The sequence below is a fragment of the Nonomuraea bangladeshensis genome, from assembly GCF_039529455.1.
Classification (GTDB): domain Bacteria; phylum Actinomycetota; class Actinomycetes; order Streptosporangiales; family Streptosporangiaceae; genus Nonomuraea; species Nonomuraea bangladeshensis.
The window spans coordinates 460565-483820 of the sequence record NZ_BAAAMV010000010.1; the positions used below are offsets into that span (position 1 = coordinate 460565).

20 protein-coding genes are annotated in these 23256 nt (G+C 72.7%); 11 read left to right on the forward strand and 9 right to left on the reverse strand.

Features of this window, described 5'->3' with window-relative positions; genetic code table 11:
• Window positions 1-23: 23 nt before the first annotated feature.
• Together ABD292_RS34765 and ABD292_RS34770 are read right to left on the reverse strand one after the other, a co-directional pair.
• Window positions 24-1112, reverse strand: coding sequence for an SGNH/GDSL hydrolase family protein (locus tag ABD292_RS34765; protein ID WP_344214906.1), 1089 nt, complete (start codon window positions 1110-1112; stop codon window positions 24-26).
• A 126-nt stretch (window positions 1113-1238) separates the two neighbouring features.
• The gene (locus ABD292_RS34770) at window positions 1239-2624 is read right to left on the reverse strand and encodes an amino acid permease (protein WP_344214908.1); all 1386 of its coding nucleotides are present in this window, start codon (window positions 2622-2624) and stop codon (window positions 1239-1241) included.
• 208 nt (window positions 2625-2832) lie between these two features.
• Between ABD292_RS34770 and dnaE the strand changes: the two genes are divergently transcribed.
• A complete protein-coding gene (gene dnaE / locus ABD292_RS34775; protein ID WP_344214910.1) occupies window positions 2833-6360 on the forward strand; it encodes a DNA polymerase III subunit alpha in 3528 nt (1175 codons plus the stop codon).
• 261 nt (window positions 6361-6621) lie between these two features.
• Window positions 6622-7992: an amidase gene (locus ABD292_RS34780; RefSeq protein WP_344214912.1), complete on the forward strand. Its 1371-nt coding sequence runs from the start codon at window positions 6622-6624 to the stop codon at window positions 7990-7992.
• 17 nt (window positions 7993-8009) lie between these two features.
• Here the strand turns inward: ABD292_RS34780 and ABD292_RS34785 are convergent, their stop codons facing one another.
• Window positions 8010-8372 (reverse strand): hypothetical protein, encoded by a 363-nt coding sequence (locus ABD292_RS34785; RefSeq protein WP_344214914.1) that lies wholly within the window; start codon window positions 8370-8372, stop codon window positions 8010-8012.
• 102 nt (window positions 8373-8474) lie between these two features.
• Here ABD292_RS34785 and sigJ point away from each other — a divergent pair, with 102 nt between their 5' ends.
• A complete protein-coding gene (gene sigJ, locus ABD292_RS34790; protein WP_344214916.1) occupies window positions 8475-9368 on the forward strand; it encodes an RNA polymerase sigma factor SigJ in 894 nt (297 codons plus the stop codon).
• 57 nt (window positions 9369-9425) lie between these two features.
• Here sigJ and ABD292_RS34795 read toward each other — a convergent pair whose 3' ends face one another.
• The gene (locus tag ABD292_RS34795) at window positions 9426-10076 is read right to left on the reverse strand and encodes a hypothetical protein (protein ID WP_344214918.1); all 651 of its coding nucleotides are present in this window, start codon (window positions 10074-10076) and stop codon (window positions 9426-9428) included.
• 62 nt (window positions 10077-10138) lie between these two features.
• Here ABD292_RS34795 and murA point away from each other — a divergent pair, with 62 nt between their 5' ends.
• Both murA and ABD292_RS34805 read left to right on the forward strand, forming a co-directional pair.
• On the forward strand, window positions 10139-11449 hold the full coding sequence (gene murA / locus ABD292_RS34800) for a UDP-N-acetylglucosamine 1-carboxyvinyltransferase (protein WP_344214920.1): 1311 nt from the start codon (window positions 10139-10141) through the stop codon (window positions 11447-11449).
• Between the two features lie 52 nt (window positions 11450-11501).
• A complete protein-coding gene (locus ABD292_RS34805) occupies window positions 11502-13760 on the forward strand; it encodes a transglycosylase domain-containing protein (RefSeq protein WP_344214922.1) in 2259 nt (752 codons plus the stop codon).
• Window positions 13761-13775: 15 nt separating this feature from the next.
• Here ABD292_RS34805 and ybaK read toward each other — a convergent pair whose 3' ends face one another.
• Both ybaK and ABD292_RS34815 read right to left on the reverse strand, forming a co-directional pair.
• Window positions 13776-14231, reverse strand: a complete 456-nt coding sequence (gene ybaK / locus ABD292_RS34810) for a Cys-tRNA(Pro) deacylase (protein WP_344215070.1) — start codon at window positions 14229-14231, stop codon at window positions 13776-13778.
• A 59-nt stretch (window positions 14232-14290) separates the two neighbouring features.
• The gene (locus tag ABD292_RS34815) at window positions 14291-15031 is read right to left on the reverse strand and encodes an AraC family transcriptional regulator (RefSeq protein WP_344214924.1); all 741 of its coding nucleotides are present in this window, start codon (window positions 15029-15031) and stop codon (window positions 14291-14293) included.
• A 55-nt stretch (window positions 15032-15086) separates the two neighbouring features.
• Between ABD292_RS34815 and ABD292_RS34820 the strand changes: the two genes are divergently transcribed.
• Window positions 15087-16211, forward strand: coding sequence for an MFS transporter (locus tag ABD292_RS34820; protein WP_344214926.1), 1125 nt, complete (start codon window positions 15087-15089; stop codon window positions 16209-16211).
• Here the strand turns inward: ABD292_RS34820 and ABD292_RS34825 are convergent.
• From ABD292_RS34825 to ABD292_RS34835, 3 genes are all read right to left on the reverse strand, one after another.
• On the reverse strand, window positions 16202-17638 hold the full coding sequence (locus ABD292_RS34825) for a trypsin-like serine peptidase (protein WP_344214928.1): 1437 nt from the start codon (window positions 17636-17638) through the stop codon (window positions 16202-16204). The genes ABD292_RS34820 and ABD292_RS34825 overlap by 10 nt on opposite strands.
• Before the next feature lie 109 nt (window positions 17639-17747).
• Window positions 17748-18752 (reverse strand): non-homologous end-joining DNA ligase, encoded by a 1005-nt coding sequence (gene ligD, locus ABD292_RS34830; RefSeq protein ID WP_344214930.1) that lies wholly within the window; start codon window positions 18750-18752, stop codon window positions 17748-17750.
• A 30-nt stretch (window positions 18753-18782) separates the two neighbouring features.
• Entirely contained in the window at window positions 18783-18995 is a 213-nt protein-coding gene (locus tag ABD292_RS34835) for a hypothetical protein (protein ID WP_344214932.1), read from the reverse strand.
• A gap of 407 nt (window positions 18996-19402) precedes the next feature.
• Between ABD292_RS34835 and hisD the strand changes: the two genes are divergently transcribed.
• From hisD to hisH, 5 genes are read left to right on the forward strand one after another with little or no spacing between them, the layout of a single operon-like run.
• The gene (gene hisD / locus ABD292_RS34840) at window positions 19403-20785 is read left to right on the forward strand and encodes a histidinol dehydrogenase (RefSeq protein ID WP_344214934.1); all 1383 of its coding nucleotides are present in this window, start codon (window positions 19403-19405) and stop codon (window positions 20783-20785) included.
• Window positions 20782-21879 (forward strand): histidinol-phosphate transaminase, encoded by a 1098-nt coding sequence (locus ABD292_RS34845; protein ID WP_344214936.1) that lies wholly within the window; start codon window positions 20782-20784, stop codon window positions 21877-21879. Before hisD ends, ABD292_RS34845 begins: the two co-directional genes overlap by 4 nt.
• The gene (gene hisB / locus ABD292_RS34850; protein ID WP_020543824.1) at window positions 21876-22469 is read left to right on the forward strand and encodes an imidazoleglycerol-phosphate dehydratase HisB; all 594 of its coding nucleotides are present in this window, start codon (window positions 21876-21878) and stop codon (window positions 22467-22469) included. Before ABD292_RS34845 ends, hisB begins: the two co-directional genes overlap by 4 nt.
• Complete coding sequence (locus tag ABD292_RS34855; RefSeq protein WP_177240453.1) at window positions 22466-22621, forward strand: hypothetical protein; 156 nt, start codon at window positions 22466-22468, stop codon at window positions 22619-22621. Before hisB ends, ABD292_RS34855 begins: the two co-directional genes overlap by 4 nt.
• Window positions 22618-23253: an imidazole glycerol phosphate synthase subunit HisH gene (hisH, locus tag ABD292_RS34860; protein ID WP_344214939.1), complete on the forward strand. Its 636-nt coding sequence runs from the start codon at window positions 22618-22620 to the stop codon at window positions 23251-23253. The genes ABD292_RS34855 and hisH overlap by 4 nt, the downstream gene beginning before the upstream one ends.
• The last annotated feature ends 3 nt before the right edge of the window (window positions 23254-23256 follow it).

Consider the following 23256-nt stretch of genomic DNA (forward strand, 5'->3'; position numbering starts at 1 on the left):
CCCGCCTCACGCGGCGGGCGGGGTCAGGGGCTGGTGGTGAGGCGGAAGTTGTTGAGCGGGCGGCCCGGGCCGGCGGCGATCTGCTGGGTGATCAGCTCGGCGAAGCGCCGGTAACCCTCGCCCGTCGGGTGGTAGCTGCGGGCGTTGACGTTGATCGGGTCCATGTCCAGCGCCAGCCCGTTCAGGTAGGGCTGCTGCCGCCCCACCTCGTGCCCCGTGAAGGCCTCGTAGGCGTCCACGTATTCCGCGCTGCCCGGCCCGCCGAACGCCGCGATGGCGCGGTCGAAGTCGCGCACCACGGACCCGACCGTGTCGTTGAGCCGCCGGGCCACGCCGTTGATCCACCGCTGGTCGGCGGCGCTCAGGTTGTCGACGGAGGCCACCGGGTCCTGCGGGAACGGCCGGGGGTAGCCGAGGACGACGATCCGCGCCTCGGGCGCGCGGCCGCGCAGCTCGCGCAGCACCTTGAGCATGTCGGCGCGTAGCTGCTCGATGCGGCGGCCGACGGCGGCGTCCTGGTCGACGCAGGCCGACGACCAGGGCAGTTTGGCGATGCAGGCGGTCAGGACCCTGGAGAAGCCGGCGTCGTTGCCGCCGATGCTCAGCGTGATCAGGCTCGCCTCCGGGCCGACCCGGCTGATCTGCGGGGGGTGGCCCCACTGGCCGGTGAGGAGCTGGCCGGTTGTCGCGCCGCTGCAGGCGTAGAAGGCGGTGCCGCCGGGGAAGCGGTAGGTCTCGGCGATCACGGGGACGTACGAGCCGCCGGCCCGGTGGCAGCGGTCGGCGCCGTCGTTGACCGGCTCGGTGTCCTGGTCGTAGACGCCTTCGCCGGAGGAGTAGGAGTCGCCGAGGCCGACGTACGCGCCGCTCTGCGCCGCCTGGAGCGGCGTGAGGCGGACCCGCTCGGGAAGCCGGCCGGTAGGCGCGGTCAGGTCAGGGCAGCCGAGGCCGAGAACGGCGCAGGCCAGTGTCGGCACCACGCCGAGCGGCAGGCAGGCGACCGCGAGGACGACCCCCAGCACGACCACGGCGACGACCCGCCCCGGCGCCCCCCGCCACCGCGCCCGCCCCACGCTTCGCTCGGGCGACGGCGGGCGGGAGGACGGCGGCACGGCCTCAGTCGGGACGGGCTCTGTGAGGGTGGGCGAGGCGGGCTCGGTCGGTCGGTGGGCGAGATCGGGCTCGGTCGTGTCCAGTGCGGCCTCCCCCCGGACGGCGGACTTCGTGCCGCATCGAGACTAACCCGTCTCCGGCCGCCCTTCGGGAGCCGCGAGGGCCCCCGCGGGCCCGTCACGCCGCCTGCGCACCAGCAGCCATCCCGCGGCGATGGCCGCGACCAGCGCCGGGATGAGGAAGAACGCCACCCGCTGATCGCGGTCGGCGAACGGCATCAGCAGCACCACCAGCGCCAGGAACGCCAGCGTGAGCCAGTTGGTGACGGGCGAGCCGGGCATGGGGAACGCCGAGCGGTGCCCTGCCCGCCGCAGCCGCAGCTGGCAGTAGACGAGCACCCCCCAGGTGGTGACCACGCCGAGCGAGGCGCCCGCCGTGGCGATGTTGAACGCCCGCTCCGGCAGGAAGTAGAACAGCACGACCCCGCTGAGGAACGTGAGCGCCGTGAACACGATGCCCCCGACGGGCACGTGCCGCCTGCTCAGCGCGGCGGCGAACCCCGGCGCCTCGCCTTTCCTGGCCATCGACCGCAGGATGCGCCCGGTGGCGTACAGGCCGGAGTTGCACGAGGACAGGGCCGCCGTGATGACGACGAGGTTCATGGCGTCGGCCGCCCACGGCACGCCGAGCCCGGAGAAGACGGTCACGAACGGCGACACCCCCGCGCGGTACGCCGTCCACGGCAGCACCATCGCCAGCAGCAGCACCGATCCCACGTAGAAGATCGCGATGCGCCACACGACGCCGTTGACGGCCTTCGGCATCACCTCGCGGGGCCGCGCCGTCTCGCCCGCCGCGATGCCGACCAGCTCGATCGAGGCGTACGCGAACACCACCGACTGCAGGCTCATCAGCACCATGGGCAGCCCGGTCGGGGTGAACCCGCCGTGCGCGACCAGGTTGGCCGGCCCGGCCCCGCCGACCGAGAAGACCACCAGCACCAGGCCGACGACGAGGAAGACGGTGATCGCCAGCACCTTGAGCAGCGCGAACCAGAACTCCAGCTCGCCGAACAGCCGCACCGACAGCAGGTTGACCACGAGGACGAAGCCGAGCGCGATCAGCGCCGTCAGCGCCTGGGGGAAGGCGGGCGCCCAGTAGTGGATGTACGCGGCGATCGCGGTCAGCTCGGCGATGCCGGTGAACGCCCAGTTGACCCAGTACATCCACCCGCTGGCGAAGGCCGCCCACGGGCCGATGAACTCGCCGGCGTACTCGACGAACGACCCCGACGTGGGCCGGTAGAGCACGAGCTCGCCGAGCGCCCGCATGACGAAGAAGGCGGCGAGGCCGGCCGCGGCGTACGACAGCACCAGCGCGGGCCCGGTGGCCTGCAGCCGGCCGCCCGCGCCGAGGGACAGCCCCACCCCGATCGCGCCGCCGATCGCGATCATCTGGACCTGCCGGTTGCCCAGCGCGTGCGAGTAACCCTCGTCGGTCTGCGTGCGCACTCCGCGTCCTTCCCGCTACGTTCCGTGGTCACGACGATATCGGCGCCGCTGATCGCGCGAGCCACCGGCGCGCCGTCCGCGAACCCGTCAGGAAGAGCCCCCGGCGATCGTCGCGGGGCGGCTCCAGGATGTCGGCGCGGGCCACTAGAGTCGGACCACCGCCATCGTCCGGCGGGCACCGTCAGGCAGACCCGGGAGGCGCCGCTCCATGTCGTCCAGCGACTCGTTCGTCCATCTGCACGTGCACACCGAATACTCGATGCTGGACGGCGCCGCCCGGCTGAAGCAGATGTTCAAACAGGTCGGCGACCTCGGCATGCCGGCGATCGCCATCACCGACCACGGCAACATGCACGGCGCCTACGACTTCTACAAGCAGGCCACCGGCGCAGGCATCAAGCCGATCATCGGCATCGAGGCGTACGTCGCGCCGGAGCTGCGCCACAACAAGCGCCCGGTGCTGTGGGGCGAGCCGCACCAGAAGAGGGACGACGTCTCGGCGGGCGGCTACTACACCCACATGACGATCTGGGCCCGCAACAAGACGGGCCTGCACAACCTGATGAAGCTCAGCTCGCGCGCCTACACCGAGGGGTTCGTGCGCAAGTGGGCCCGCATGGACGCCGAGATCCTCGCCGAGCACTCCGAGGGCCTGATGGCCACCACCGGCTGCCCCTCGGGCGAGGTGCAGACCCGGCTGCGCCTCGGCCAGTACGACGAGGCGCTCAAGGCCGCCGCGAAATATCAGGACATCTTCGGCAAGGACAACTTCTTCCTGGAGATCATGGACCACGGCCTCGACATCGAGCGCCGCGTCCGCGACGGTCTGACCCGCATCAGCAAGGAGCTGGGCATCCCGCCCCTCGTCACCAACGACTCCCACTACACCTACGAGTCCGACGCCGCCTCGCACGACGCCCTCCTGTGCATCCAGACCGGCAAGCAGCTGTCCGACCCCGACCGCTTCCGCTTCGACGGCACCGGCTACTACATCAAGACCGCCGACGAGATGCGCGCCGTCGACTCCTCCGACCTGTGGGCCGAGGGCTGCCGCAACACCCTGCTGGTGGCCGAGAAGGTCGATCCCGAGGGGTTCTTCACCTACAAGAACCTCATGCCGACCTTCCCCGTCCCCGAGGGGATGACCGAGGAGGCGTTCTTCCGGCAGGAGGTCTGGAAGGGCCTGGAGCGCCGTTTCCCCGAGGGCGTCGACGACGAGCACCGCCAGTGGGCCGAGAACGAGCTGCGGGTCATCATCCAGATGGGCTTCCCCAGCTACTTCCTCGTGGTCGCCGACTTCATCATGTGGGCCAAGAACAACGGCATCCGCGTCGGCCCGGGGCGTGGCTCGGCGGCCGGCTCGCTGGTCGCGTACGCGCTGGGCATCACCGACCTCGACCCGATCCCGCACGGCCTGATCTTCGAGCGCTTCCTCAACCCCGAGCGCGTGTCCATGCCCGACGTCGACATCGACTTCGACGAGCGCAGGCGCGGCGACGTGATCCGTTACGTCACCGAGAAGTGGGGCGCCGACAAGGTCGCCATGATCGCCACGTTCGGCACCATCAAGGCCAAGGCCGCCATCAAGGACGCCGGCCGCGTCCTCGGCTACCCCTACGCCCTGGGCGACAAGGTCTCCAAGGCGTTCCCGCCCGCCGTCATGGGCAAGGACATCCCGCTGTCGGGCATCTTCGACAAGGACCACCCCCGTTACGCCGAGGCCGGCGAGCTGCGCAAGCTCTACGAGGAGGACGTCGACGTCAAGTCGACGATCGACCTCGGGCGCGGCCTGGAGGGCCTGATCCGGCAGACCGGCGTGCACGCCGCCGGCGTGATCATGTCCGCCGAGGTGCTGACCGACCACATCCCGATCATGCGCCGCGACTCCGACGGCGCGATCATCACGCAGTTCGACTATCCGACCTGCGAGACGCTCGGCCTGCTGAAGATGGACTTCCTGGGCCTGCGCAACCTCACGATCATCGATGACTGCCTCAAGATGATCGAGGCCACCAGCGGCGAGAAGATCGACCTGCTCAAGCTGCCGCTGGACGACCGCAAGTCCTACGAACTGCTGGCCCGGGGCGACACGCTCGGCATCTTCCAGCTCGACGGCGGCGGCATGCGCACCCTGCTGCGCCTGATGAAGCCCGACAACTTCGAGGACATCTCCGCCGCCCTCGCGCTCTACCGCCCCGGCCCGATGGGCGCCAACTCCCACACCAACTACGCGCTGCGCAAGAACGGCGCGCAGGAGATCACCCCGATCCACCCCGAGCTGGAGGAGCCGCTCGCGGAGATCCTGTCCACGACCTACGGCCTGATCGTCTATCAGGAGCAGGTCATGGCCATCGCCCAGAAGGTCGCCAACTACTCGCTGGGCGGCGCCGACCTGCTGCGCCGCGCGATGGGCAAGAAGAAGAAGTCCGAGCTGGACAAACAGTTCGTGACCTTCGAGGCGGGCATGAAGGACAACGGCTTCTCCGACGCCGCGGTCAAGGCCCTGTGGGACATCCTGCTGCCCTTCTCCGACTACGCCTTCAACAAGGCCCACACCGCCGGCTACGGCCTGGTCTCCTACTGGACCGCCTATCTCAAGGCCAACCACCCGGCCGCCTACATGGCCGCGCTGCTGTCGTCGGTCAAGGACGACAAGGACAAGTCGGCGCTCTACCTCAACGAGTGCCGCCGCATGGGCATCAAGGTGTTCCCGCCGGACGTCAACGACTCCGACTTCGACTTCACCCCGCGCGGCACCGACATCCGCTTCGGCCTGTCGGCCATCCGCAACGTCGGCGCCAACGTCGTCGACGGCATCATCGCCGCGCGCAAGGAGAAGGGCCGCTTCGCCGACTTCAAGGACTTCCTGCGCAAGGTGCCCGCGCTGGTGTGCAACAAGCGCGTCATCGAGTCGCTGATCAAGGCCGGCGCGTTCGACTCGCTCGGGCACGTCCGCAAGGGCCTGGTCATGGTGCACGAGCAGGCCGTCGACGCGATCATCGACATCAAGAAGAACGAGGCCATCGGCCAGGACTCCCTGTTCGGCGCGATCGACGGCGGCGAGGACCAGACGTTCGACGTGCAGATCCCGCCGGGCGAGTGGGACAAGACGACGCTGCTGCAGTTCGAGCGGGAGATGCTCGGCCTCTACGTCTCCGACCACCCGCTGTTCGGGGTCGAGCACATCCTGGCGGCCGGGGCCGACTGCTCGGTCGCGGCCCTGCAGGACGACAGCCGGCCCGACGGGCAGATCGTCACGGTGGGCGGCATCCTCAGCGGGGTGCAGCGCAAGGTCACCAAGAAGGGCGACACCTGGGTGCTGACCCAGCTGGAGGACCTCGAAGGCGCCATCGAGGTGATGATCTTCCCGTCGGCCTACCAGCTCTGCTCCACGATCCTGGCCGAGGACGCGATCGTGTTCGTCAAGGGGCGCATCGACAAGCGCGAGGACATCGGCAAGATCATCGCGATGGAGGTGACCGCGCCCGACCTCACCCAGGAGGCCGGCGGGCCGCTGCTGGTGAGCCTGCCGCTGACCCGCTGCACGCCGCCCGTGGTGAGCCGGCTGAAGGAGATCCTCACCACGCATCCGGGCACGTCGGAGGTGCACCTCCAGGTCCACAACGGGCCGCGGACGACGGTGATGCGGGTCGACGACCGGCTGCGCGTCACCCCGTCGCCGGCCCTGATGGGCGACCTCAAACAACTCCTCGGCCCGGCCTGCCTCGGCGCCTGACACCGGGCCCGGCCGGGCCCCCGGCCTCGGCGTCTGACGCCGGGTCTCGGCCGGCACCCGGCCTCGGCGTCTGACGCCGGGTCTCGGCCGGCACCCGGCCTCGGCGCCTGACGCCGGGTCTCGGCCGGCACCCGGCCTCGGCGTCTGACGCCAGGTCCCGGCCGGACCCCGGCCTGGCGCCTGATCTTCACAGGGTGGTGGGGCGGCGATCGGCAACCCTCGCCATCGCCCGCCCGCACCCCGTGGGGCAGGATCGTCAGGGTGAGCGAACTGCACTACCTCAGCGCGACCGAGCTGGCCGGACTGATCAGGACCAGGCAGGTGAGCGCCGTCGAGGCGGTCCGTGCCTGCCTCGACCGCATCGACCAGGTCAACCCGCAGGTCAACGCCATCGTCACGCTGGCCGCCGAGCAGGCGCTCGACGCGGCGAAGGCGGCCGACGCCCGCGAGCCGGACGGCCCGCTGCACGGCGTGCCCGTCGCGCACAAGGACCTCGTCGACACCGCCGGCATCCGCACCACCTACGGCTCGCCGGTCTACGCCGACCACGTCCCCGACCGGGACGAGCTGATCGTCGAGCGGCTGCGCGCGGCCGGCGCGATCAGCATCGGCAAGACCAACACGCCCGAGTTCGGCACCGGCTCCCACACGGTCAACGAGGTGTTCGGCGCGACCAGGAACCCCTACGACCTGTCGAGGTCGGCGGGCGGCAGCAGCGGCGGGGCGGCCGTGGCGCTGGCCACCGGCATGGTGCCGCTGGCCGACGGCTCCGACATGGGCGGCTCGCTGCGCAACCCGGCCTCGTTCTGCAATGTGGTGGGCCTGCGGCCCACCCCCGGCCGGGTCCCGGTGGTCTCCGACGTCAACGCCTGGTACACGCTGTCGGTCCTCGGGCCGATGGCCCGCACGGTCGAGGACGTCACGCTGATGCTGGGCGCGATCGCCGGGTTCGACCGGCGCTCACCGTACGCGATCAAGGAGTTCTTCGCGCCCGAGCCGGAGGAGGGCGTGCGGGGGATGCGCGTGGCGTGGAGCCCCGACCTCGGCGGGCTGCCCGTCGATCCGCGCACGGCGGCGGTCACCGCCACGGCGCCGGCCGTGTTCGAACGGCTCGGGGCGCGGGTGGAGCAGGTCGAGCTCGACCTGTCGGACGCCGAGGACGCCTTCCGCACCTACCGGGCCTGGAACTACGCGCTGTCCTTCGGTGACCTCGACCGCCTCGGCCCCAACACGGCCTGGAACGTCGAGCAGGGCCGCCGGGTCACCGGGGCCGACCTGGCGCGGGCCGAGCGCGCGCGCAGCCGCCTCTACCAGCGTATGGCGGCCTTCTTCGACGTCTACGACGTGCTGATCGCGCCGGTCAGCCAGGTGCCGCCGTTCCCGGTCGAGCACCCGTACGTCAGCGAGATCAACGGGCAGGAGCTGCCGGACTACCTGGCGTGGATGCGCTCGGCGTACTGGATCAGCGTGCTGCACGCGCCGGCCGCGTCGGTGCCGGCCGGGTTCACGCCGGAGGGGCTGCCGGTGGGGGTGCAGATCGTGGGCGCGCCGTTCGCCGACGCGCGGGTGCTGCGCGTGGCGCGCGCCTTCGAGCAGGCGACCGGTCACGGCCTGCGCCGCCCGCTCCTCTGACCTCCCCACGCGGAGTGTCAGCGCCGCGCCAGCGCCAGGACGCTCAGGCCGAACATCAGGACGCCCAGGGGCAGATGGACCGCCGTGAGGTGCGCGATGCCGAGCGCGACCTGGGCCGAGGCGAGGACGAGGAAGACGGCCGCCTGCCCGATGGGCCGGGGGGAGCCGCCGCCCGGCTTCCACGCCAGCACAGCCGCGATCACGTACAGCAGCGCCGCCCCCCACATCACGCGGGCGCCGATGCTGTGCAGCGTCTCCCCGTAGGAGGTGGTCAGCAGCAGTCCGGCGGAGATCGCCTGGAGGAAGATGGTCAAGGTCTGCAGGGCGATCGCGATCCGCAGAAACGAGAGACGGTCCTGTGCCGTCGCCTGGGTGGCCATGTCATGGTCCCCTTTCCCGCCCCGGGGCGGTAGGTCGATAAGGTCTCATGAGCCCGACGACGCGGGCCCGCGAAAGGTAAGGCGAGGAGGCTGCCGGAGACCATGGGGACGGCTGTGACGGGGGCCGGCGAGCTCGCCGGTGAGCGGGGCCCGCTGATCAACGTCGCCTACCGGCTGCTCGGCTCGCTGTCGGAGGCCGAGGACGCCGTGCAGGAGGCCTACGCGCGCTGGTACGCGCTGCCGCGCGACCGGCGCGACGAGGTCGTGTCCCCCGGCGCCTGGCTGACGACCGTGACCGGCCGCATCTGCCTGGACGTGCTCGGCTCGGCGCGGGCCCGGCGCGAACGGTACGTCGGCGCGTGGCTGCCCGAGCCGCTGCCGGACCGCGCGGGGGAGGGGTCCGGCGCCGACCCCGCCGACCTGCTGGTGATGGACGAGTCGGTGACCACGGCCTTCCTCGTCGTCCTGGAGTCGATGACGCCCGCGGAGCGGGTGGCGTTCGTCCTGCACGACGTCTTCCGCTATCCGTTCGCCGAGATCGCCGGCGTACTCGGCCGCAGCCCCGCGGCCTGCAAGCAGCTCGCCTCCTCCGCCCGGCGGCGGGCCCGCCTGGCGCGGACGCCGGGGCCGGTGGCCGAGCGGGCCCTCACCGTACGGCGGGTCAAGGAGGCCTGGCAGGCCAGGGACATCGCGGCCCTCGTCGACCTCCTCGACCCGGCCGCCGTGCTGACCGCCGACGGCGGCGGCCTGGTCAGCAGCGTCCCGCATCCGGTCGAGGGCGGCGCGGAGATCGCCCGCTACATGGTCGCCATCGCCGACCTGGCCCCGGGGCTCGAACTCCTGGAGCGGACGGTCAACGGAACGCCCGGCCTGGTGGCGCGGCAGGCGGGCGTGGTCGGGACGGTGGCGTCGTTCGAGATCGACGGCGGTCGCGTCACCCGGATCTGGGCGGTGCGCAATCCGGAGAAGCTGCGGGCCTGGACGCGGGACGGCTGACCCCTTCGAGCCGTTCGAAGTGGTGGCGGGCGGGCGGGCGGGTCGTCCGAGACGGCTCTAGCCGCGGACGGGGCCGTCCCCGCCGCCGAGAGGCCCGCCGGGAGGCCGTTCTGCGGGCCCGCCGAGGGGCCCATCTGCGGGCCCGCCGAGGTGCCCGTCTGCGGGGCCGCCGGGGTACCAGCCCGTGGGGCCGCTGAGAGGGCCCTCGCCGTACGGCTGCCGCAGCGGTGACTCGCGATAGCCGTGCATGCCCTCCAGCAGCCCGAACAACCCCACCGCGAGCAGCGGCCAGGCCACGGCGACGCCGTTCGCGGTCAGCGCCAGCGCCCCGGGAACGATCTTCACCCCGGGCACGGCCGCCGCCTCCACCGTGACGGCCCCGATCGTGAACGTCGAGCCCACCCAGTACGTGAGCGCCGCCCCCGCGCTCCCGCCCACGCCGAGCCCGGCCAGCACGCCCAGCATCCACCGCCGCCCGGCGAACCAGCCGGCCGCGCCGCAGAGCAGCCCGAGCCCGCCGGTGATCACCGCGTACCAGCCGTCGGCGGCGATGAGCGCCTGCGTGGACAGGTCGGCCAGCACGAGCCCGCGCTCGGTGACCTGGTAGGGGGCGCGCGGCGACACGGCGGACCAGAGCAGCCCGGCGCCGATCCCGAGTGTGGCGAGTGCGAGGACAGTTACCGCGAAGGCGCGTACTTCCCTCGACACTCCACGCTCCCTGATATCTCCGTCCGAATCACTCGATGGTATCCCCCGGCTAGGCTCGCTCCGTGATTGCAGAAGAGGTCTGGCTGATTGAGCCCTCCGGCCCGCTCCGGGGGGACGTCGAGGTGCGCGGTTCCAAGAACGGCGTCTCCAAGCACATGGTCGCCGCCATGCTGGGCACCGGCGAGAGCAGCATCCACAACGCCCCCGAGGTGGGCGAGGTCGGCATCACGGCCGCGATGCTGGAGGCGCTCGGCATCCACGTGCGGATCGACGGGCCGGAGATCAGGATCGAGCCGGGGGCGCACATCGAGCCGCGGGTGCCCGACGCGTTCACCGGGCTCAACCGCATCCCGATCCTCATGCTCGGCCCGCTGCTGCACCTGGCGGGGGAGGCGTTCGTGCCGCTGGTCGGCGGCGACCCCATCGGGCGGCGGCCGGTGAACTTCCACGTGGAGGCGCTGCGCTCGATGGGCGCCGAGGTGGAGGTGGGCGACACCGGCATCTACGCCAAGGCGGGACGGCTGCACGGCACCCGGATCGAGCTGCCGTACCCGAGCGTGGGCGCGACCGAGACGGTGCTGATGTCGGCGGTGCTGGCCGAGGGCAAGACGGTGCTGAAGAACGCCGCCATGGAGCCCGAGGTGGTGGAGCTGGCGCTGTTCCTGCAGCGGATGGGGGCGCGGATCGAGCTGTCGCCCGACCGCAGGATCGTCATCGAGGGCGTCGAACGGCTGCGCGGCGCCTCCACCTGGCTGACCGGCGACCGCATCGAGGCGTTCTCGTACCTGGCGGCCGGCCTGGTGACCGGGGGAGAGGTGCGGGTGCACGGCTGCCCGCAGGACCGCCTGGTCACCGCCATCACCACGCTGGCCAGGATGGGCGCGCACTTCGAGATCAACGACCAGTACCTGTGCGCCACCGCCCCGCCGGAGGGGCTGCGCGCGGCGGCCGTGCAGACCGACACCCATCCGGGGTTCATGACCGACTGGCAGACGCCGCTCATGGTGCTGTTCACGCAGAGCCAGGGCATGTCGGTGCTGCACGAGACGGTCTTCGAGAACCGCCTGGTGTACGTGCCCGCGCTGCAGAAGATGGGCTGCGAGATCGAGGTCTTCGACCAGTGCCTCGGCGGCCCGGCCTGCCGCTACCACGACACCAACGCCCGCCACTCGGCGGTCGTGCGCGGCGTGTCGAAGCTCAAGGGCGCCGACGTGACGCTGCCCGACATCCGGGCCGGGTTCTCGGCGGTGCTGGCGGCGGCGGTGGCCGACGGGCCGTCCACGCTGCGCGGGGTGCACCACATCGAGCGCGGGTACCACCGACCGTTCGAGCAGTTCGCCTCGCTCGGTCTGAACATTCGCAGGCAACGGTAAAGAGGCAGGGCCCGGGCGTTTGCCGGTGATCGTCCGGTTGCACATCGTTTGAGTGACCGTACTCAGGACCGCCGGAACGCTCGCCCTGGCCGGTGCGCTGGGCGGCGTGCTGGCGGCGGCGCTGGCCGCGCCCGTGGTGAGCGGGGGCGGCCTGGCGGCCAAGAACGTCGCCGACACCTTCGTCCAGCTGCCGGCGGCGCCCCGCGAGGAGCCGCTGGCGCAGGTGACCAGGCTGCTGGACCGGGACGGCCGGCCGTTCGCCCAGTTCTACGAGGCCAACAGGACGGCCGTGCCGCTGGCGTCGGTCTCGCCCGTCATGCGCAAGGCCATCGTGGCCATCGAGGACGCCCGCTTCTACGAGCACGGCGGCCTCGACGTGCGCGGAACCCTGCGGGCGCTGCTGACCAACACCCAGGCGGGCGGCATCCGCCAGGGCGGCTCGTCGCTGACACAGCAGCTCGTCAAGAACATCCTGGTGGAGAGCGCGCGTACCGACGAGGAACGCGACCGGGCCCGCGCGCCCAACCTGGCCCGCAAGATCACCGAGCTGCGGCTCGCGATGGCGCTGGAGCGCAAGTACCGCAAGGACGAGATCCTGGAGCGCTACCTCAACATCGCCTACTTCGGCGCCGGGGCCTACGGCGTGGAGGCGGCGGCCCGCCGCTTCTTCTCGACCTCGGCCGCCCGGCTGACGCTGACCCAGGCGGCCACGCTGGCGGGGGCGGTGCGGATGCCGTACTCGACCGATCCTTCGCTCGGCGCGGCGCACCGCACCCGGCTGCGGGCCCGGCGCGACCTCGTGCTGGACCGCATGGCCGGGCTGAAGATCATCAGCCAGCAGGAGGCGGCGGCCGCCAAGAGCAGGCCGCTCGGCATCAACCTGCGCCCCGAGCCAGGCGGCTGCGAGCAGAGCGAGTACCCGTTCTACTGCCTGTACGTCCAGCGCGAGCTGCTGTCGAACCCCGTCTTCGGCAACACCCCGTCGATCCGGCAGGCCAGGATGGCGCGGGGCGGCCTGACGATCAGGACCAGCCTCGACCCGATCGCCCAGCGCGCCGCCGAGCGCGCCATCCGCCGCCACGTCCACCCCGAGGACACCGAGGTGGCCGCCGAGGCCATGGTCGAGCCGGGCACCGGCCGGATCCGGGCGATGGCGGCCAGCAAACGCTTCGGCCGCAACCCCGGCAACCGCAAGAACGGCGCCAGGACCACCTTCAACCTGGTCGCCGACGTCGCCCACGGCGGCGGCCAGGGCTTCCAGGCGGGCTCGACGTTCAAGGTGTTCACCCTGGCCACGGCGCTGCGGCAGGGGTGGAGGTTCGGCGACGGCTTCCAGACGCCCGGGGCGCTGGTGCCCGCCGCCGGCTACCGCAACTGCGAGGGCCGGCCGGTCAACGACCCCGGCACTCGCGTGCTCAACGCCAGCGGCGAGGGCGAGGGGGGCCCGCACAGCATCGAGACCGGCACCTGGAAGTCGGTGAACATCTTCTACATGATGCTGGAGCGCAAGGTCGGGCTGTGCAACGTGGTCAAGACCGCCAAGGCGCTCGGCATCGCCAGGGCCGACGGGACGCCGCTGCGCGAGGTGCCGACGTTCACGCTGGGCATCAACGAGATGGACCCGGTGACGGTGGCGGCGGCGTTCGCGGCGTTCGCCGCCCGCGGGACCTACTGCCGGCCGCTCGCCATCGTCGAGATCGTCGGCAGGGACGGGCGGCGCACCCACGTGCCGCCCGCCTGCGAGCAGGCCATCGAGCGGCCGGTCGCGGACGCGGTCAACCACGTGCTCGAAGGCGTCTTCGACAAGGGCACCATGAAGGGGCAGAGCATCGGCCGCCCGGCCGCCGGCAAGACCGGCACGAACAACGGCTACACCTCGGCCTGGTTCGCCGGTTACACCCCGCAGCTCGCGGCCGCGGTGAGCGTCGGCGACATCCGGGGCTCCTACCGCTACCCGCTCCGGGACGTGCAGATCGGCGACGACTACTACGGCTCGGTGCAGGGCGCGTCGCTGCCCGGGCCGATCTGGGTGGAGTCGATGGAGCCGGCGCTGCGGGCGGTCGAGCCCCGGCGGTTCCATCCGCCGGACATGAGCCGCTTCGGCGGCGGCAACACGCCCGGGCTCAAGGAGGCGCTGGCCGAGGAGGAGAAGCGGAAGAAGCGGCACGGCGACCGGGCCTTCCGCCGGCACCGCAGGCTCTTCCAGTGGCTGCTCGGCCAGACGCCGGGCGTGCCGTCACTGGAGTGGCCGCCCCGCGCGCCGCTCGACGGCTGGGAGCGCCGCCCCTGGCCCCGCCGCCACCGTCACTGATCAGCCGGGCACTGATCAGCCGGTCTTGCCTATGGGGGCGGTGACGGCGCGGGTGAGCGTGATGAGGTTGTCGGGCGCGGTCTCGATCTGGAGGCCGCGCCTGCCGGCGGAGAAGTAGATCGTCGGGAAGTCGAGCGCGGAGGAGTCGACCACGGTCGGGAGCTGCTTGCGCTGGCCGAGCGGGCTGATGCCACCCACGACGTAGCCGGTCACCCGCTCGACCCTGGCCGCGTCGGCCATGGCGGCCCGCTTGCCGCCCAGCGCGTGGGCGAGCGCCTTGAGGTCGAGCTTGCCGGCCACCGGCACCACGGCCACCGCGAGGCCGCTCTCGGTCTCGGCGACGAGGGTCTTGAAGATGCGCTCGTACGGGAGGCCGAGCGCGTCGGCGGCCTCCTCGCCGTAGGCCTGGGCGGAGGGGTCGTGGTCGTACGGGTGGAGCGTGAAGTCGGCCTTGGCCCTGGTCAGGGCCATCGTCGCCGGCGTGCCGCCTTTGCCTTTCGCTTTGCTCACAAAGAGCGATTGTAGCGAATCTACAATGTAAAGGCACGGCCGGGGGTGTACCCCAGGGCGCGCCGGAACACGTCGATGAACGCGCTCGCCGACGCCCACCCGCAGCGGTGCGCGACCGCGGTCACCGGCAGGCCGTCGGCCAGCAGCAGGAGCGCGCGGTGCAGGCGGAGCTGGGTGCGCCACTGGGGGAAGCTCATGCCGAGCTCGTTCCTGAACAGCCGGGCCAGGGTGCGCTCGCTCGCGCCCGCCCCGGCGGCCAGCTCGCCGAGCGTCCTGCGGTCGGCGGGGTCGCGCTCCAGCGCGGCGCAGACGGCGGCGAGACGGGGATCGGCCGGCGCGGGCAGGTGGAACGCCTGCTCGGGCGCCCGCCGCAACCGGTCCAGCAGCACCCCCAGCAACCGGCCCCGCTCGCCGTCCCCGAGGTCGCCAGGCTCGCCGGTGTATGCGACGATCAGCTCGCGGAGCAGGGGGTCGACGGCGAGCACGGCGGGGCGGTCGAGGGCGAGCGGGTTGCCGGTGAGTCCGATGAGGCGCAGGTCGGTGTCGCCGTGCGCCCGGTGCTCGTGGACGGTGCCGGCGGGCACCCAGATCGCGCGGTTGGCGGGCGCCACCCAGACGCCGGCGCCGGTGGTGACGGACAGGACGCCGCGGCAGGCGTACACGATCTGGTGGGTGTCGTGGCGGTGGGCGTCGATGCCGCCGCCGGGCGCGAGCGGGCGCCGTCCGGTGGGTGCCTCGGCGAGGTGGCGGATCTCCGACACGAGTTGGCACTTTATCGGAAGCAGGCCACCGGCGGCGCGGGCGACGATCGGAGGCGTGAACAGGGTCCCCATGCTGGCCGCCGGGCACGCGGCCGTCGATCTCTACCAGGGCGCGGTGCCCGCCCTGGTGCCGTTCCTGGTGGCCGAGCGCGGCTACGGTTACGTCGCGGTCTCGGGGGTGGTGCTGGCGGCGACGTTGTTGTCGTCGGTCGTGCAGCCGGTGTTCGGGCTGCTGACGGACCGGTGGCGGATGCCGTGGCTGATCCCCGTGAGCATGGTGGCGGCCGGGGCGGGGGTGGCGGTGGGCGGGGTGGCCGGCTCGTACGCCCTGACCTGCCTGGCGGTGGCGCTGTCCGGGCTGGGGGTGGCGGCCTACCATCCGGAGTCTGCGCGGCTGGCGCGGATCGCGAGCGCGGGCAGCCATGTGCGGATGAGCTGGTTCTCGCTGGGCGGGACGCTGGGGTTCGCCGCGGCTCCGGTGCTGGTGACCCCGTTGCTGGCGGGGTGGGGGCTGGGGGCATCGCCGCTGCTGGCGGTGCCCGCGCTGGCGGGGGCGCTGGTGACGTTGCCCGCGGTGCTGGCGCTGACGGGCGGCGGTGGCGGGTCACGGCGGGAGGGGATCCGGGCCGTGCGCGGGCGGGACGACTGGCGGTCGTTCTCGCGGCTGACGCTGATGATCGTGTTCCGGTCGGTGGTGTACGTGGGCCTGAGCACGTTCGTCGCCCTGTACATGGGCGGCGGCGCGGCCGGGGCCGTGGCGCTGTTCGTGCTGTTCGCGGGCGGGGCGGCCGGGACGGTGCTGGGCGGGCGGCTGGCGGCCCGCTGGGGGCGGGTGCGGACGATGCGGCTGGCGTACGCGGCGGCGGTCCCGGCGGTCGCGGGCGTGGTGCTCGCGCCGGGGCCGGCCGCGTACGTCTTCGTGGCCGCCTCCTCGATCGCCCTGTACGTCCCGTTCTCCCTGCACGTCACGCTGGGCCAGGATCTCCTGCCGAACCGGGTGGGCACGGCGGGCGGCGTGACCCTCGGGCTCGCGGTGAGCGTGGGCGGGCTGACCAGCCCGCTGGTGGGCGCGGTCGCGGAGGCGTCGTCGCTGCGGGTGGCGCTGGGCTGCCTGGTGGTGTTCCCTGTCCTCGCGTGGCTGCTGGCGCGAACGCTCCGGGAGCCGGTGCCTCAGTCCTGAACCGGGATGCGGGCTACGGCGGTGTTGTCGCGCTGCGAGGGGTCGAGGGCGGTGGCGGTGACGTGCGCGGTGACCGGCACCTGGCGCGGCGCGCCGGCGGTGAGGCGTACGCGGGCGGTGAGCCGGACCGGGTGGCCGGGGCGTACGGCGTCGATCGCGCAGGCGGCCTGCCGGGCGGTGCGGGCGCAGGCGGCGCCGGTGACGGCGGTGAGCGCGGCGCCGTCGGGGACGCGGAGGGTGACCGGCACCTGGGCGGCGGCCAGGAGGCCGCGCATGGTGACGGTGGCGGTGACGGTGGCGGTCCGGCCGCGGCGCACCGGGCCGGTGGGGCCGGTGGCGGCGACGGACAGGGCGTCGTAGACGCCGCGCGGGTCGGCCTTCTTGACGATGGCGCCGTAGCTCTCGACGTTGAGCGCGTTGGCGACGGAGTAGCCGTCGGCCTCGCCGTCCTCGGTGCCGGCCGACAGCACGCCGACGAGGTCGCGGGTGCCCTGGACCACCCAGGGGCCGCCGCTGTGGCCTTTGGACAGGTGGCAGTTGTACGTCTCCAGCTTGCCCACCAGTTCGGTGGCGGTGGAGGAGACGGCGGCGTTGACGGCGGCGAGCGCGCGGGCCGGCTGGGTGCGGGCCAGGCACCAGAGCTGGTCCCTGCCGTCGTAGGGCTTCCTGCCGAGGACGCCGGGGTAGCCGGTGGAGATGACGGTGTGCCGCCCGCCCTGGCTGCGCAGGGGGGTGAGGGCGCCGACGGCGTCCTGGAGGGTGCGCTCGCGCCGGCCGACCTCGATGAGGGCGACGTCGTAGACGGAGTTCCAGTCGCCGCCGGCCAGGCCGGTGTAGGCGCCGGGTTTCCAGGCGCGGCGTCCGCCCCAGCGTCCGTACGGCTCGCGCTGCCGCTCGCCGGTGGCGCGCCCGTCGTAGGCGGGGACGAAGGCGAAGTTCGTGTGCCATTGGCCGTGTTCGGCCCCTTCGGGGACGCTGTAGACGCAGTGGGCGGCGGTCACGACGAGCAGCCCGGACGCCGAGCGGACGACGCTCGCGCTGCAGGAGTCGCCCTGCCCGGCGGCGTTGACGAAGAACAGCCGGCCGGTGACGCGGCTGCGCGCGGCCCCGGTGTACGGCCGGCGGACGGGGGCGTAGCCGTTGTCGTCGCCGCCGGGGGTGATGCGCTGGTCGTCGGGGACGCTGAGCAGGCGGCGGGCGGAGGCGGGGACCAGGGGCGGCCGGGTGGCGGGCAGCTCGGCGGCGCCTGCCCCGGCCTGCCTGGCGGGCGTCCAGTAGCGGATGGCCTGGCGGGGGCGCATGAGGGGGGACGCCTCCGCCCCGCCCAGCGCCCGCGTTGCCGCGCTGCTCTCCAGTGAGGTGGTCGTGGCAAGGCCGCCCAGCGCGGCCAGTGCCGTGACCAGTGTGCTGACCAGCGTTCTCGCCACGGTGTCCCCCTGGGCGTCGATACGGAGCAAATCCTCTCGGTCACTTTAAGTCACGAGATCGGGACGAACCGTAGTCATGGGGGTCGTGTCGTGATCGGTCCGGCCTAGCTCAGCCGGCGGCGGCGTCGCCGCGGCGCGGAAGGAGCTCGGAGGTGACCGCGTCGGCGGGGGAGCGGTCGGGGCGCAGGCCGCGCCAGGACGGGTGGCGCAGCAGCCCGTCGCCGGTGACCTCGGCGTACTGGACCTCGCCGACCAGGACGGGCTCGGTCCAGCGGGCGTCGCGGGCGTGCTCGCGCGGCACGGGCTCGGCGAACGGCGACGCGGGCCGCTCCAGTGGGGCGAGCCGCTGGTGCAGGTCGGCGAGCATGGCCTGGGTGAAGCCGGTGCCGACGTGGCCGACGTAACGCAGCCGGCCGCGTTCGTCGTGCGCGCCGAGCAGCAGCGAGCCGATCGTGCCGGAGCGCCGGCCGCCGCCGGGCCGCCAGCCGCCGATGACGACCTCGACGGCGCTGACGTTCTTGATCTTGGTCCATTCCGCGCTGCGCCGGCCCGGCCGGTACGGCGAGTTCAGCCGCTTGCACACCACCCCTTCGAGCCCGAGCCGGCGGGAGGAGTCGAGCGCGCGCTCGGCGTGGTCGGGGAACGAGACGGGCACCTGCCACCGGAACCCCGGCGTGAGCACGCTCTCGAGGAGCCGCCGCCGCTCGCTGTAGGGCAGGCCGACGGTGGGCGTCTCGTCCAGGTGCAGGATGTCGAAGGCCATGAACGTCACCGGCACGGCCCTCGCCAGCTCGGCGACGGCGACCGGGTTGCGCTGGTGCATGCGCGGCTGGAGCGCGCCGAAGCTGGGGCGGCCGGCCTCGTCGAAGGCGACGATCTCGCCGTCGATCACGGCGGCGCGGCGGTCGGTGGCGCCGGCCATGAGCTGGAGCTCGGGGTAGGCGGGGGTGATGTCCTTGCCGTTGCGTGACATCAGGCGGACGGCGCCGCCCTCGACGTAGGCGAGGGCGCGCACGCCGTCCCATTTCATCTCGACGGCCCAGTCCTCGCCCTGGACGGAGGTCAGGGCGCCGAGCTGGGCGAGCATCGGCGCGTAGGCCGGCAGCCGCACCATGGTGCGTGCATTACCCCGTCCGCTTGATCGTCAAGGGTGGCGAGGGGTCTCCGGATGGTCAAGCGGCCCGTCCTCGACGAGCTCGGCCAGGTCGACGCCGTGGCGGTGCAGCTCGGTGACGTTGTGGCAGTAGCCGCGCAGGTACGTCCGGCCGCCGATGTTGTGGGTGACGCGGAGGAGGGGGCGGTCGTCGAGAATGATCGCCTCCACCAGGATGCCGTCCGGCCCGCGCCACTGTCCCATGCGGCAAGGGTATGCGACTGGACATAATGGACATGTAATAAAAAAGCGACCGTCATGTTTCCGGACTCGCCCGAAACGGGCCGCTCTAGCGGTAAAGATGACTTGGGGTTAGTTTGAAGAGCAGAAAGTAGTTCGATCTCAGACGTTAAACGCTCTGCACCCCGGGCACGGCACAACCCGAACTTCCTCCGGAGTCGTGGCCGCGCCCCCGTGGCGGCCACGGCGGAACGCCCCGGCAGGCCCGGTCCGGGGCGGCGACGGCCGCGTGGCGGTACAGATGAATGCCGCCACGCGGCCGTCGTACGCCCCGCGCCGGAAGCCGGCGCCGCCGGACGCCCTGGTCCGTCCCCCTGTCCCGCAGTGTGGACAGAACGAGATTCGGGGCCCGGACTCCGTAGACTGTGGGGGTGATTTCCCGTATTGACATGCGCGGTTCCCTCCCGGCGAACCTGCGTGACGTGCTGCCCCGCGCCGAGCTCGACGTCGAGGCCGCCCTGGAGAAGGTGCGGCCCATCTGCGACGACGTGCGCCATCGCGGCGTGGCAGCCGTACGGGAGCTGACCGCCAGGTTCGACGGCGTGGAGATCGCCACCACCCGCGTCCCCGCCGAGGCCATCGAGCGCGCGCTCGCCGAGCTCGACCCGCGGGTGCGCGCGGCGCTGGAGGAGTCGATCCGGCGCACCCGGCTGGTCCACCGCGACCAGCGGCGCGCCGACGTCACCACCCAGGTGGTGCCCGGCGGCACGGTCACCGAGCGGTGGGTCCCGGTCGACCGGGTGGGCCTCTACGTCCCCGGTGGCCGCGCGGTCTACCCCTCCAGCGTGGTCATGAACGTCGTCCCCGCCCAGGAGGCGGGCGTCCCCTCGCTGGCCGTCACCAGCCCGGCCCAGAAGGAGTTCGGCGGGCTGCCGCACCCCACGATCCTCGCCGCCTGCGCCCTGCTCGGCGTCGAGGAGGTCTACAACGTGGGCGGCGCCCAGGCCGTGGCCATGTTCGCCTACGGCACCGAGGAGTGCGCCCCGGCCACCCTGGTCACCGGGCCGGGCAACATCTACGTCGCCGCCGCCAAGCGCCTGCTGAAGGGCCGCATCGGCATCGACTCCGAGGCCGGGCCGACCGAGATCGCGATCCTCGCCGACGACACCGCCGACCCGGTGCACGTCGCCGCCGACCTGATCAGCCAGGCCGAGCACGACACGATCGCCGCCGCCGTGCTCGTCACCACCAGCCCCGAGCTGGCCGACGCCGTGGAGAAGGAGCTGCCCGGCCAGGTCTCGGCCACCCGCCACTCGGCGCGCATCGCCGAGGCTTTGAGCGGCCGGCAGTCCGGCATCGTGCTGGTGAGCGACCTCGACGACGGACTCAAGGTCGTCGACGCCTACGCCGCCGAGCACCTGGAGATCCACACCGCCGACGCCGCCGCCGTGGCGGCGCGGGTGCGCAACGCGGGCGCGATCTTCGTGGGCACGTACGCGCCGGTCTCGCTCGGCGACTACCTCGCCGGCTCCAACCACGTGCTGCCCACGGGCGGCTGCGTCTGCCACTCCAGCGGCCTGTCGGTGCAGTCGTTCCTGCGCGGCATCCACGTCGTCGACTACACCCGCGACGCGCTGGCGCGCTCCGCCGCGCACGTCACGGTCCTGGCCGACGCCGAGGACCTGCCCGCCCACGGCGCCGCCGTCCGCGCCCGCTTCGACTGGCGCGTGCCCACCGCAGAGCCCACCGCAGAGCCCACCGCAGAGCCCACCGCCGTGCCCACCGCCGTGCCCACCACGGAGACGACCGAGTGAACCCCGACCAGAAGCCCGGCGACGTCACGCTCGCCGACCTGCCCATCCGCGACGACCTCAGGGGCAAGTCGCCCTACGGCGCTCCCCAGATCGACGTCCCGGTCCGGCTCAACACCAACGAGAACCCCTACCCGCCCTCGCCCGAGCTGGTCGCCGACCTCGCCGAGGAGGTGCGCGGCCAGGCGGGCGAGCTCAACCGCTACCCCGACCGCGACGCGCTCGCCCTGCGCGCCGACCTCGCCGGCTACCTCGGCCACGGGCTCTCCACCGAGCAGGTGTGGGCGGCCAACGGCTCCAACGAGGTGCTCCAGCAGATCCTCCAGGCGTTCGGCGGGCACGGCCGCACGGCGATCGGGTTCGAGCCCTCCTACTCGATGCACCCGATCATCACCGGCGGCACCAGCACCGAGTGGATCAGGGCCAGCCGCGAGGACGACTTCTCCCTCGACCCCGGCAAGGCGGTCGCGGCGATCGAGGAGCACCGCCCCGACGTCGTCTTCCTGACCTCGCCCAACAACCCGACCGGCACCGCGCAGCCGCTGCCCGTCATCGAGGCCGTCGTCGAGGCGGCGCCGGGCATGGTCGTGGTGGACGAGGCCTACTTCGAGTTCGCCCGCGAGGGCACGCCGTCGGCGCTGACGCTGCTGCCCGAGCACCCGCGGCTGATCGTCACCCGGACGATGTCCAAGGCGTTCGCCATGGCCGGCACCCGTCTCGGCTACCTCGCCGCGCACCCGGCGGTGATCGAGGCGCTGCTGCTGGTGCGGCTGCCGTACCATCTGTCGACGCTCACCCAGGCGGCGGCGCGGGTGGCGCTGCGCCACCGCGCGGAGCTGCTCGGCACGGTCGACGCGCTGCGCCGCGAGCGCGACGACACGGTGGCCTGGCTGCGCGCCAAGGGGCTGCGGGTCGCCGACTCCGACGCGAACTTCGTGTTGTTCGGCCGCTTCCCCGACCGGCGCGCGGTCTGGGAGGGGCTGCTGGAGCGGGGCGTGCTCATCCGCGAGGTGGGCCCGCCCGAATGGCTGCGGGTGTCGATCGGCACCGGCGAGGAGATGGCGGCCTTCCGCGCCGCCCTGGAAGGAGTCCTGTGAGCCGCGTAGGCCGCGTCGAGCGCGTCACGAAGGAGACCTCGGTCCTGGTGGAGGTCGGCCTCGACGGCACCGGCCGGGTGGAGGTCGCCACCGGGGTCGGCTTCTTCGACCACATGCTGGCCCAGCTCGGCAAGCACGGGCTGTTCGACCTGACGGTCAAGACCGAGGGCGACCTGCACATCGACTCCCACCACACGATCGAGGACACCGCGCTCGCGCTGGGCGCCGCGTTCCGCGAGGCGCTGGGCGACAAGTCGGGCATCAGGCGGTTCGGCAGCGCGTCGTGCCCGCTGGACGAGTCCCTCGCCCAGGTCACCGTCGACCTGTCCGGCCGCCCCTACCTCGTGCACACCGAGCCCGAGGGCATGGCGCCGATGATCGGCCACGACTACGACACCACGATGACCCGCCACATCCTGGAGTCCCTGGTCGCCCAGGCCGCGATCTGCCTGCACGTGCACGTCCCCTACGGGCGCAACGCCCACCACATCGTCGAGGCCCAGTTCAAGGCGCTGGCGCGGGCGCTGCGCGAGGCGTCCGAGCCCGACCCGCGCGCGACGGGGGTGCCCAGCACCAAGGGCGTGCTGTGACCGGCAACGCCATCGCCGTCGTGCTGGTCTTCGTCGGGCTGTTCCTCGCCGGCGGCGTGTTCTCCCTGTTCAAGCAAGGGCTCAAGATCGGAGCCGCCGTCTGCGCCGTGGGCGCGGTCATGGCGGTCACGGCGGGGGTGTTGTGGTGGTGAAGAAGAACGTCGTCGTCCTTGACTACGGCTCGGGCAACCTGCGCTCGGCCGAGCGGGCCCTCGCCAGGGCCGGCGCGGAGGTGACCGTGACCGCCGACTTCGACGCGGCGGTCGAGGCCGACGGGCTGGTGGTGCCCGGCGTGGGCGCGTTCGCCGCGTGCATGACCGGGCTGAGGGCGGTGCGCGGCGAGCAGATCGTCGGGCGGCGGCTGGCCGGCGGCCGGCCGGTGCTGGGCATCTGCGTCGGCATGCAGATCCTGTTCGCCCGCGGCGTCGAGCACGGCGTGGAGAGCGAGGGCTGCGGCGAGTGGCCCGGCACGGTCGAGCGGCTGGACGCCCCCGTGCTGCCCCACATGGGCTGGAACACCGTCAAGGCGCCCGCCGGGAGCGTGCTGTTCGCCGGGCTCGATCCCGAGACCCGCTTCTACTTCGTGCACTCCTACGGCGTGCGCGAATGGGAGCTGCACGCCGGCGAGGGGTTCGCCGAGCCGCTCGTCACCTGGGCCGAGCACGGCGTGCCGTTCGTGGCCGCCGTGGAGAACGGCCCGCTCATGGCCACCCAGTTCCACCCGGAGAAGTCCGGCGACGCCGGCGCCGCGCTGCTGGGCAACTGGCTCAAGACCCTCGACTGACCA